Source organism: Streptomyces sp. NPDC029292 (genome assembly GCF_055569295.1).
Genome location: NZ_JBVHXR010000045.1, coordinates 24,541 through 35,366, shown reverse-complemented (window position 1 = coordinate 35,366; position 10,826 = coordinate 24,541). Strand labels below are relative to the sequence as shown.

The following is a 10,826-nucleotide window of genomic DNA, read 5'->3' as shown; positions in this document are numbered from 1 at the left end:
GAAGCCCATCGGGCCGAGTGGTCACCGAACACGGTCCGCTCCTATGCCACCGCGCTCGCGCAGTGGTGGAGCTTCCTGGAACAGCGTGATGACGCCGCCGCATGGCGTGACCTGGGGGTTCCGGCGGTATCAGCCTATCTGTCGTGGCTACGCAACGGCCGGTCCGCAGCACTTCTCCCGACCGCTGATGGGACCGTCCCGCAGGACACGACGCTGGAGTCCCGGCTCGCCGCGCTGATCTCCTTCTACCGATGGCAGGACGCGGTGCACGAGGTACCGGTCGCCAAGCGGCTGCTGCGCGGCACCCCACGGCGCATCCCGGCCCGCGGGCTGCTCGCGCATTTGAACGTCGGCATGCCCGCCGGGCCGTCCTCGCTGGTACGGGTGCGCAAGACCAGGCGCCGCGACCGGCCGCCGATCCTGTTACCCCAGCAGATCCAGGCGATCCTCGACGGCTGCGCAATCTGGGACGACGTACGCGGCGAGTGGGTCGGTAACCTGCGCGACCGGTTCCTGTTCGCGCTGCTCGCGGACAGCGGGATGCGCATCGGTGAGGTGCTGGGCCTGCGAATTCGAGACTTCGTCATGGGGCAGGGGGCAACTCCGCATGTGGAGATCGTGCCGCGTGAGGACAACACGAATGGTGCCCGGGTGAAGATGATGCGGGCCCGGCGCGTCTACGTCGGCGCTGATCTGGAGCGTCTCTACGCCGACTATCTGACTCATCTTGCCCTGCGGGCCGCTGAGTTGGGGATGCCTATCTCTCCGGATGACTCCCTGTTCGTCAACCTGCAGCGTCCTCCCTTCCTGGCCGCGCTGCGGGAGGGAACGGTCCGCGACAAGATCGACGCGCTCAAGCGCCGCGGCCTTGGCCCCAAGGACTGGAGTGCGCACTGGTTCCGGCACAGCCACGCCACCGCCCTGCTGCTGGCAGGTACGGCGGACTGGGTGGTTTCCCGGCGACTCGGGCACGCACACGTCCAGACCACTTTGGACCTCTACGGTTGGGTCAGCGAGGACGAGGCCCTGCGGGCGGCAGCGAACTGGAAGACGTACACCGCGGGATGGCGGACCGAGCATGACCGGTGACCGCACGGCACGACTGCGACTGGTCCCCACGTCCGTCGCCGATCCAGTAACCCGGATCCTTGCGGATCTGCCGCCCCAGTGGCACGGCACGGTCATCGGTCCCGGCATTGGCAATTGGGAGTCGATGGCCGAAGCGGGGCGGGGCCGCGCGGTGCACCTCCACGGGGTTCCCGAGCGGCTCCGCAACGAGCTGGCGTGGATGGCGCACTGGCAGCACCGGGACGGGATGAAGGTCGCGGTCGATGTGGTCAACCAGTTCGCGTCCGTCCTGGCCTGGGCCGCCGAAAGTGAATATCCGCTGCCGCACTCCCTGGCCTGGGTCGAGAAGACGGAACTCCTGCGACTGCATGGCATCTGGTTCCACCACCAGCACGGTCGGCTGCCAGCGGCCGACAAGGGCCGGCGCGCCCGCCTGGAGCGCCTGCTCGGCTATCCGCGCCTGGCACTGACGGCCCGTCTGCACGACGGCATCTGGTGGGAGATGGATACCTGGCACCCGCGCTGCGATCCGCGCATTCCGCTGCGGGAGCGCGAACCGTGCCGATCGGTTGGGTGCTCCCCAGGGGCGGCGCGGCTGCCATGGGTGCGGAACGCGATCAAGTGGCACCTCGGCACCCTCCTCGAGGCCGGGACGATCACCTGGTCGACCCTGACAGGCCAGCGAAGCCCGGCCCTCCTGCGCTTCGCACGCTGGTTGGAGACCCTCGATGATCCGGCCGAGGCGATCCGCGACGCGGCTCAGGCCGGGAGCTTCGCCGCCGCCTTCCGGCGCTGGGCCTGCGAGCCAGGTCACCGGTCCTCGGTGAACCGCCCACCAGAGAAGGTCTCCACCAACAAGGTCAATCTGGATGTCTGGGCCATCGCTGAACTGATGACCTTGCTCATCGACCACCGCCATGAGGCTGCGCAGGTCCTGGGTCCCTCGCCCTGGGACGAGTTGACCGAGGCGCATCCCGCGATCTGGCTGCGGCAACGCACCCGACTGCGACGCCATCAGCCCGTCGCCGATGAAACCCACTATGTCGATGACCATGCCCTGGCGCAGATCACCACCTGTCTTCCCGTGCTCGCCGAGCCGAGAACCCGAACGACTACCGTCACCCGCGACGGCCTGGTGCACGAGCTTCCCGGCCAGGACGATCCCCAGCTGATGCGGATGCTCCTGCTGCAGATTCTCACCGGCCGCCGGGCCAGCGAGATCTGCCTCTGCACCTTCGACTGTCTCTCCCCGGCCACCGCCGCGGCCGTCCAGGCCGCGGAAGGGGAAGCCGTCGCCCGGTTCCACTACGGCCAGAGCAAGATCGACGAGGCGCCGGACAACATCCTGATCGACGCGGAGGCCGTCGCCATCATCGAAGAACAACGGCAGTGGCTGCGCGAACGGTTCCCCGAAGGGGCCCCGCCGCACCTCTTCCCACAGAAGCGTGCCAACGCCCACGGAACGAAGCCCTACGGCAACTCCAACTACGGCCGGGCATTGGGGCTGTTCAGCGATCTGGCACAGATCACCGACGCAGCCGGGCGTCCGGTCCGCCTTAGCCACACCCACCGCTTCCGGCACACCAAACTGACCAAACTCGCCGAGCTCGGCCTGCCCGTCCACGTCCTGCAACGGTACGCGGGGCACTCTACACCGACGATGTCCATGCACTACGTCGCGCGCCGGGACGAGCACGCCGAGCAGGCGTTCCTGGCCACCCGCAAGTTCAAAGCCGACGGCACCCGCGTGGTCTTCTCCCAGGAGGACCACGACTCGCTGCACCTACTGGACCGCGCCGACCGATTCCTGCCCAACGGCTACTGCCTGCTGCCGCCCCTCCAGAAGTGCGAGAAGGGCAATGCCTGCCTGACCTGCGGCGTCTTCGTCACCGACGACAGCCATCTGGACATCTTGGAACGGCAGTTGGCCGAGACGACCACACTGATGGAACGGAACACCACACGCTTCCAGCAGCGGCACGGCCGGCCCATGCCCGACGACAACGTCTGGCTCCTCCAGCGCCGAGCCGAACGCGAGGCCCTCGTCAAGCTCCTGGACGCGATGCGAGCCAACCCCGGCCGCGCGATCCAGGGGGCCGGCAGCCCCAGCACCCCTACCCCCGTCTCTATCGACCTGACCCGCCACCGGAAGCCACAACCATGAATGACCAGCGCCAACGCCGTATCGACACCCTGAGCCAGGCCGCCCGCCGCAAGTCCGAGGCCAAGACGAAAGCCGCCGAGACCGCCATCCGCACCCTGGTCAAGCGCGGCAAGTCCGTGACCTTCCAGTCCATCCAACGCGAGGCGGGCGTCTCACACTCCTTCCTCTACACCCACCCCACCCTGCGCGAACGCATCGAACACCTCCGGCGTCAGCACCACGCCGCAGCCGCTCCAGCTCCAGCCGCGGCCGGAGCCGCAGAGAGCAACATCGTCCTCGCCCTCACCGCAGAGATCACACGGCTGAAGAAACAACTCCGCGACAACGACAAGGCATTGCGGGATGCCCTCGCCCAGGCACACGGCGAGAATCTCGACCTCCGACGCGAACTCGCCCGCCGTGGTCTGCCACGGACGGCCCCCGCCGAAACGGAGTAGCGGCCAGCCACCGCCATGCCGCAGGATCAGCCTCGTGGAGACAGTGGTGCAGTGGGTCCGCACGTCATGGACCAAACAATCCCGCGGCGGGCTCGAAGCCGCGCGTCGGAACGCGACCCCGACGGCTTTTCCGCTGCCGCTCGGCTCGCCACCCTTCATGCACGAGGTTCGGATGGACGAAGCCGGAGACTTCCAGCCCCGGGCTGTGACGCACGACAGCATGCCCGACTCCAGCACGGACGCCGGCGTGCTCTTGCGGGAAGTCGACGGACTGCTGCGGGTTCAGCTGGTCGCCACGCCATTCGGCATGCCACGCAGATCGCGGCGTCCTCCGGCTGTTCGCCTCGCCCGCGGAGAGTGGCTCCGCTGGCAGATCAACTACCGCTTTACCGGTTCATGCGGCGGCGAATGGACCTACCGACTCGACACGCTCAACATCGTCCATGGCCCGGCACAGCCCGACCTCTTCCTCGGCATCCCCACCCGCCACGTCAATGAACTTTCCAGCCTGCGCTGACGCTACCTGGCAGCAATCTCATCAACGTTCTGAAGTGCAAGAACGCCGCATCAGAAGCTAAAACCCGTTGATAAGCCGAGTACACATGGATGGCAGCGCACGCCTTCCACCCGGTCGGCAGCCGCGAGGCCGAGACCTGGGCCGCGGACAAACTCACCGCGATCCTCGCCGGACAAGCTGGCCGCGCCGCCACCGAGATGACCGCCCAGGCCGCGGCCGAGCAGCTTCCCGCCACCCGCCGCGACGCCGTCACCACCTGTGCCCGCTACCTCGCCGGGCACCTCGACCAGCTTCACTACGACACCGCCCTCGCGGCCGGCTGGCCGATCGCTACTGGCGCCGTCGAAGGCGCCTGCCGACACCTGATCGCCGACCGCCTCGACATCACCGGCGCCCGCTGGGGACTCGACGGGGCCGAAGCCGTCCTCCGACTGCGCGCATTGATAACGCACGGCGACTTCGAGGACTACTGGATCTTCCACACGGCCCGCGAACATCAACGCCTCTACCCCAGCCCCGACCTGCAGGACCACCGCCTCACCGCTTGATCCCGACCGCCACTTCAGAGGATCCGCACCCATCGAAGTTTGAGTGACGTGAATCATTCGGCTTTGGCTGTTTCGCAGACTGGGGATGAGGTCGCAGGCGGGGCCGACTTGGCTATTCCCATGGCGGGAAGCCATGTCGGATGGGTGGCGGAGTGCTGGGCGTAGTCACGACAATCCCGGGCATGCCCATGCGACGCGAAGGCAGTAAACCGGCCGACGATGACAACGTCGGTTGGACCATGGACAAGTTGCGCGATGGCACCCTGATCCGCGTGAAGGTCTACCTGGAGCGCATCGACCGGCTCTCCGACCACCACCGAGCCATCCTCACCGAGGAGGCACGTGACCGGAGGATGACGCTGCTTGAGTACGTCGGATGGGTGGGCAGGATGCCCAAGTCGGAGCTGCATGTGTACCGGGACCAGGTCCGGTCGGGTAGTGGCGGGCCGCGCCTGCCCGCCGTGTATGACGCGTGGTTGTCCGCACGGATGGCGGTGCAGGAAGTCCAGTCGCTACAGAGAGGCTTGGGGCCCGGGGAGCCGGACTGGTGGTTGTAACGGGAGGCCACACGGTCCCGCCCGTTCGCAAGGCGCACGAAGTAGTCCGTACGCATCCGCGAGCTGCCCCACCGCCACCCCCGACCATCAGGCAGCCCGTGCCGATCAAACTTCGGTGGCAAAGATCAAACTTCGATGGCACAGGACAACCTCATCGGAAGCGCCGCGCCCGCCACCGCGTCCACGCTCGCAGCGCGGAGCGGGCCGCGGTGCTGCCGAACACCGGGCGTCCGGGAGTGCGCGGCGGGTGTCGTCCCATCTCGTCGGCCGGCGAGGCGCTCCCGTACATGTGTACGCAGACGCCGCCATCTCCCTGATGACCCGTCGCCTCACCCGCCAGAGCCCCTGCCCCACATCGGCGGCACCCCGACCGGCAGGAACCGTTCAAGCCGCGTGATCTGAGGCAGAGAGGTCAAGCTTGCTGACTGCGCTGGGAGGACGGAGTGCTCTGTCGGAGACCTAACGGTCCAGCCTTGCTGCCCTGGCGGCCCGATGGGCGAAGACGCGCTCCTGGCGGTCATTCATCTGCCGCAGGGCATCCTTGCGGTCCCGTTTGGACAGCCGGTCGAGATAGACACGCCCCAAGAGGTGGTCGGTCTCGTGCTGCAGGCAACGGGCGAAGTATCCCGTTCCCTCGATGACCAGCGGTTTGCCGTCCTTGTCGAAGCCGCGGGCCACCGTGCGGTCGGTTCGGGGCACGTCCATGACGGCTCCGGATACTGACAGGCAGCCCTCCGGATCGTCCAGCAAGCGCCGTCCGGTCACGTCGGGTTCGTCGAGGACCGGATTGATGATGTGGCCGACGTGCCGGACTCCGGTGTCATCGGGGCAGTCGTACACGAAGAGCTGCAGGTCGACGTCGACCTGATTGACCGCCAGTCCTGCTGTCGGAGGCGGCTTGTATCCTGCACGCATTCGACGATCGGACGATCACGGATACGGGCATGCGGGCACGGGGCGGGCGTCCAGGGGCGGGAGCGCGGGGATTTCGATGAGTGACGCACATCCGATACGAAGCCGCAGACCGGGCCTCTCGGTCGGCGCGCGCATCATCGCCGGGGTCGTCCTCGCCGCGATCGGGGCCGTCGGCGCCTGGCTCCAGCACGACGCTCCCGGCCGGAGTGCGGAGCCGCGTACGGAGTTCACCGCGAACAACCCGCCTGCCGGTCTGTCCACCGCGCTCACCACCGGCCAGCACCTCCACTGGTCCAGCTGCACCTCGCCGCCCACCGCGCGCACGGGCTACGACTGCGCCACCATGAAGGCCCCCCTCGACTACCGGAAACCGGACGGCAGGACGATCGACGTCGCCCTGATCCGCCGCAAGGCCACCGGCCCGAACGCCCGGCGCATCGGCTCGCTCGTCCTCAACTTCGGCGGCCCCGGCGTGTCCGGCGTGAGCGGACTGCCCGAACTCCTCAACCAGTACGAGCCGCTCCTCGACCGCTACGACCTGGTCTCCTTCGACCCGCGCGGCGTCGGCGCGACCATCCCCGTGCGATGCGGGAAGACCGCGGACGACACCGGCTACGACGGGGCCGACGCCTGCGCCGAGCACTCCGGGGCGCTCCTCCCGTACATCGGCACCTCGCACACCGCACGCGACCTCGACCTGATGCGCTACCTCCTAGGCGACGAGCGGCTGCACTACTTCGGCGTCTCGTACGGAACGGCGCTCGGCGCGGTCTACGCCCACCTGTACCCGTCGCACGTCGGACGGCTCGTCCTCGAAGCGTCCGTCGATCCGACCGAGGACCTCGACGAGGAGCAGGTGTCGCAGGTCAAGGCGGTCCAGGCGGCGTTCGACCGGTTCGCCGCGCACTGCGCGGCCCGTATCCGCCACTGCCCGACCGGCGACGGGCCCGAGGAGGCCGCGCGGCGCATGGCGCGCCTGGCCGACCGCCTAGAGAAGAAGCCCGCCCCGGCCGGCGCCGGAAGGAACCTCGACGCCGACGACTTCGCGTACGCCGTCAGCGACCATCTCGACCTCGGCACGGACGGCTGGGCGCCGCTCGCCAAGGCCCTCACCGCGCTGATCGACCACAACGACGGCCGTCCGCTGAGCAAGGGCGCGGACGACATCGGCTCCGCCGACCACGCGGCGACCCCGCGCGACAACAGCCGCGCCGCCCAGACCGCGATCACCTGCGCGGACTCCAGCCTGCGCCCCGGCTTCGAACGCCTCGACCGGGACGAGGCCCGCATCAAAGCCGCCTCACCCATCTTCGGCGCGGCCTGGTCCACCGGCGTCTACCTCTGCTACGACTGGCCGTTCGACGGCGAGCGCGCCACGCTCCAGGTGAACGCCGACGGCGCGGCCCCCGTCCTAGTGGTCGGCGGCACCGGCGACCCGACCACCCCCTACCCCGGCGCCCGCCACATGGCCCGCGCCCTGGGCGACGGCGTCGGCCTCCTCCTGACGGCCGAGGAGGAGGGCCACGGCACATATCCGCAGAACCGCTGCGTCACGGAGACGGTCGACCACTACCTCCGCACGGGCCGCACCCCGGCCCCGGGGACGGTGTGCCGGGGCAGCATGTCCTGAGGCTCGTACGGATCCGCCGGGCGGCCGTCAGCACACCGGTTCGCTCGCATCTGGAGGGTGAAGGCGGTCGCGTCGTCGGCGGCGGCAATCTCCACCACTGCCAGGCCCGGCTCGGCCACGTGCGCGTCAAGGATTGCTCTCATGCCCGGCACGACGCGGCCGCGTGGCCGGCAGTTCTCCAAATCGGGGCAGCGTCACCCGATTCGAGTGCTCCTCACGGAGTTTGAAGATCGCCGACAGGCCAGGATGGCCTGCTGAAGACCCTGTCCTGAACCCCTACCTGCGTTCCAGCGCCCCGTACGCACGCTCGCCGCACACACGCACCGGCCGCTGCTGCGCACGCGCTCCGCGCGAGCGACGGGGGTTCAGAGACAGGCTCTGACCTTGTCGTTTAACCTCGTCTCCGTTGGGGGTGGGGATGGAACAGGCGGTTTTCGAATCCGTCAGGTACTCCGCTGTGTGCCAGGACTGCGGTGCGGAGCTGGAGTGCTGGGGAGTTCAGGCCCTGGTGGACGGCCGGTTGCGATGGGACGTTGAGTCAACCTGTTCCGCCTGTGGATTTGCGGTGGCCGTGTGCGGTGGCGACGTGCCGGCCGAACGGCGGGATCAGATGCTCTCCGAGCATGGACCCGCGAGGCTGCAGGTGAGCAGTCCGCCGGCGAAGAGCGTCGCCATCATGCGCGTGCTGCGGGCTGAGCTCGGCATTGACCTGATGAACGCCAAAGCTGTGCTGCGCCGTGTGTTGGACGGTGATTACTCAGGAACGCTTCCCGAGGTGGAACACCTGGCCCGCACACTTCGGGAGTCCGGCATCGCTGCTGCAGCAACTCGTCCTTAGGTGTCTGATCTGGTAGCTCCGTGACGGTTCGCCTGGGCTTGGTGCCCTTCTTGTGGTGAGCGGGCCGGCTGTATGCCTCGCCGGTGGCGAGGACGCGGCCCACGTCATTCCGGGTGGCCGGGCGGCGGTTCTTCGAGCCTGCTGGCCTTCCGGGGCCTGGCCGTGAGGGTTTCGGTGCACTGGCCGGGGAGCCGGTCTTCGTGCACAGGTTCCTGAACCCCCTGCGGACCCGGGCGGGCGTGAGCTTGTTTGGCGGAGCCGGTTTCTCCCAGGGCCGCCGGAGATCGGTGGCCAGCGGACGGGCGAGCCGGAGCTGGGCATAGGCGGCGATCACCAGCCACGTCCACCCGTCGGCCGCCTCCGAGCTGCGAAGCCGGGGCTTGGTCCACCCGAGCGTCTGCTTGAACAGACGGAAAGTGTGCTCCAGGTCGAAGCGGCGGAGGAAGGACTGCCAGCAGCGGTCGACGTCGGCTTTGGTGGCGGCGGTTCCCGACCACCACAGCCAGACCGGCTTGTTCACCCCGCCGCTGGGCAGCCTCGCCACGGTCAGGCGGATGACGGTTCCGTCGATGATGGGGAGCGGTCCGTCGTAGTCGATCCAGGCTGCCCGCCGGGTCAGCCTCGGGTGCAGTCGGTCCCATGCCTGCGCGGTCGCCTTCCCGTAGAGGCGGGTGTCGGTGACCGTCACGGCCTGCTCGATGCCCCACGTGGAGGGGTCGCCGAAGACGAACTCGCCTCCGTGCTTGGGCGGTCGGCCGCCCTTGGGGTCGTAGACCCGCGGCGGTGTCGGCCAGCGCATGACGCGGTCGGAGCGCAGCCGGCCGAGGATCTCGACGGGCAGGTCGTTCAACAGGTGGGCGATGCGGGGTGCGTCATATCCGGCGTCCAGCACGACCAGGACCTCCGGGTCGCCCGGCTTCCACTGGCCAGCGGCGACGAGCCGTTCGACCAGCTCGCGGACCTGGACCGTGGTCACTGCCGCGACGTCAGCGCCGGGCTCCAGGCGGACCGCGTCCAGCACCGCTGTTCACGACGTCCGGCCGGTCTCCAGCGCGGCCACGATCGAGTACGGCCAGCCCGGGACCATCTGGTGCTTGCCCTCACCCCGGCCGAAGGTGTGGCAAAAGGACCGGTCAGCGCAGGTGTTGGCATCCGGCCGCAGCCATGGTGAGACGTCCGCGGCCAGCACGATCCGACCGTCCGCCGCCCTCGGCAACGGCATCCCGGCCAGGGCCCGACGCAGCCGGGCGATATCGATCCGCCCCTGGTTGAGGCCGTCGTAGAGGGCCCCGTAGCCGCGGCGGTGTTCCGGCGCGAGCGCCAGGTCGACCAGCGTCCGCACCGGCCCGTCCGTGCACAACAGCGCATCGCATATCTCGCGATGTCCCGTAGCCGTGTGGTCGGGTCGCGGGCAATGGTCAGCAGTACCCGTGCATGGCTGGTCAGGAAGGTCCACTGTCCAGCCTGGCTGTTCATACCGCTCAGCGCCTTCACTACCTTTGTCGGCGACTCGCTGCGGATACCTGTCCGGAACTGCCGGGAATTCGGCTCGCCCATTGTCCCGGACAGGGTGCTGTGCCGCAGCCGGCGCGACGGTCGCCGTTTGGTGTCCGCACGAGACGAAGTTGCCCGGAACGCCTGCGTTCCGGGGAGCATGGCTGGGCGGCAGCCGCGAAGCTCCTGGGGGAGCCCTCAGGTCTCAGCCGTTTCAGGTCGTGGCCGTTGGGTTCGCTGATTGGGCGGTGCGGCGGTATTCGGCGTTGATGCGCTGGGCTTCTTCGAGCTGGTCTTCGAGGACGATGATGCGGCAGGCGGCCTCGATGGGGGTCCCGCGGTCGACGAGTTCCCGCGCGCGGGCCGCGATGCGCAGCTGGTAGCGGGAGTAGCGGCGGTGTCCGCCCTCGGAGCGGAGTGGGGTGATCAGTCGGGCTTCGCCGATGGCGCGGAGGAAGCCCTGGGTGGTGCCGAGGAGTTCGGCGGCCCGGCCCATCGTGTAGGCGGGGTAGTCCTCGTCGTCGATACGGCCGAACGAGTCGTCTGCTGTCATCTGCACCTCTCTGTGGAACGCGTCGAGGGGCGGTGTGGGGGCGCAGGCCCCCACCCCCCCCAACAAAAATCCCCCCCCCCCCCGGCCCCGTGCCTGTTCCCTCAT

General features: G+C 68.8%; 8 protein-coding genes and 4 pseudogenes. 7 read left to right on the top strand and 5 right to left on the bottom strand.

The genetic code is table 11. The features are described 5' to 3' along the window. From ACZ4WS_RS47140 to ACZ4WS_RS47115, 6 genes and pseudogenes are all read left to right on the top strand, one after another. Nucleotides 1-1,089: tyrosine-type recombinase/integrase (locus ACZ4WS_RS47140; protein WP_467990279.1), on the top strand; the 1,089-nt coding region annotated here is incomplete at its 5' end. Continuing rightward, the gene (locus ACZ4WS_RS47135) at nt 1,079-3,232 is read left to right on the top strand and encodes a tyrosine-type recombinase/integrase (protein ID WP_467990277.1); all 2,154 of its coding nucleotides are present in this window, start codon (nt 1,079-1,081) and stop codon (nt 3,230-3,232) included. The genes ACZ4WS_RS47140 and ACZ4WS_RS47135, both read left to right, overlap by 11 nt. Continuing rightward, entirely contained in the window at nt 3,229-3,669 is a 441-nt protein-coding gene (locus ACZ4WS_RS47130; protein ID WP_467990275.1) for a DUF6262 family protein, read from the top strand. The genes ACZ4WS_RS47135 and ACZ4WS_RS47130 overlap by 4 nt, the downstream gene beginning before the upstream one ends. A gap of 34 nt (nt 3,670-3,703) precedes the next feature. Continuing rightward, the gene (locus ACZ4WS_RS47125) at nt 3,704-4,186 is read left to right on the top strand and encodes a hypothetical protein (RefSeq protein WP_331765063.1); all 483 of its coding nucleotides are present in this window, start codon (nt 3,704-3,706) and stop codon (nt 4,184-4,186) included. A 74-nt stretch (nt 4,187-4,260) separates the two neighbouring features. Then, nucleotides 4,261-4,734 (top strand): annotated as a pseudogene (locus tag ACZ4WS_RS47120) (ISKra4 family transposase); the annotation flags it as partial. Nucleotides 4,735-4,916: 182 nt separating this feature from the next. Then, entirely contained in the window at nt 4,917-5,291 is a 375-nt protein-coding gene (locus ACZ4WS_RS47115; protein WP_467990272.1) for a hypothetical protein, read from the top strand. A 459-nt stretch (nt 5,292-5,750) separates the two neighbouring features. On the opposite strand, the pseudogene ACZ4WS_RS47110 reads toward ACZ4WS_RS47115, so the two are convergent. Further along, nucleotides 5,751-6,176: pseudogene (locus ACZ4WS_RS47110) on the bottom strand (peptide deformylase); the annotation flags it as partial. 106 nt (nt 6,177-6,282) lie between these two features. Between ACZ4WS_RS47110 and ACZ4WS_RS47105 the strand changes: the two are divergent. Then, on the top strand, nt 6,283-7,836 hold the full coding sequence (locus ACZ4WS_RS47105) for an alpha/beta hydrolase (protein WP_467990270.1): 1,554 nt from the start codon (nt 6,283-6,285) through the stop codon (nt 7,834-7,836). Here ACZ4WS_RS47105 and ACZ4WS_RS47100 read toward each other — a convergent pair. The 4 genes and pseudogenes from ACZ4WS_RS47100 to ACZ4WS_RS47085 form a co-directional block, all read right to left on the bottom strand. After that, complete coding sequence (locus ACZ4WS_RS47100) at nt 7,776-7,979, bottom strand: DUF6207 family protein (protein WP_467990268.1); 204 nt, start codon at nt 7,977-7,979, stop codon at nt 7,776-7,778. The genes ACZ4WS_RS47105 and ACZ4WS_RS47100 overlap by 61 nt on opposite strands. A 726-nt stretch (nt 7,980-8,705) precedes the next feature. Continuing rightward, a pseudogene (locus ACZ4WS_RS47095) lies at nt 8,706-10,052 on the bottom strand (NF041680 family putative transposase); the annotation flags it as partial. Then, nucleotides 10,052-10,150, bottom strand: a pseudogene (locus ACZ4WS_RS47090) (transcriptional regulator); the annotation flags it as partial. The pseudogenes ACZ4WS_RS47090 and ACZ4WS_RS47095, both read right to left, overlap by 1 nt. A 232-nt stretch (nt 10,151-10,382) precedes the next feature. Then, nucleotides 10,383-10,721, bottom strand: coding sequence for a MerR family transcriptional regulator (locus ACZ4WS_RS47085; RefSeq protein ID WP_467990266.1), 339 nt, complete (start codon nt 10,719-10,721; stop codon nt 10,383-10,385). Nucleotides 10,722-10,826 lie beyond the last annotated feature (105 nt).

Bases quoted from the DNA above. Each gene is read 5' to 3' on its own strand.
- ACZ4WS_RS47135 (WP_467990277.1), top strand. From the start codon at position 1,079: ATGACCGGTGACCGCACGGCACGACTGCGACTGGTCCCCACGTCCGTC.
- ACZ4WS_RS47130 (WP_467990275.1), top strand. From the start codon at position 3,229: ATGAATGACCAGCGCCAACGCCGTATCGACACCCTGAGCCAGGCCGCC.
- ACZ4WS_RS47115 (WP_467990272.1), top strand. From the start codon at position 4,917: ATGCCCATGCGACGCGAAGGCAGTAAACCGGCCGACGATGACAACGTC.
- ACZ4WS_RS47105 (WP_467990270.1), top strand. From the start codon at position 6,283: ATGAGTGACGCACATCCGATACGAAGCCGCAGACCGGGCCTCTCGGTC.
- ACZ4WS_RS47100 (WP_467990268.1), bottom strand. From the start codon at position 7,979: ATGAGAGCAATCCTTGACGCGCACGTGGCCGAGCCGGGCCTGGCAGTG.
- ACZ4WS_RS47085 (WP_467990266.1), bottom strand. From the start codon at position 10,721: ATGACAGCAGACGACTCGTTCGGCCGTATCGACGACGAGGACTACCCC.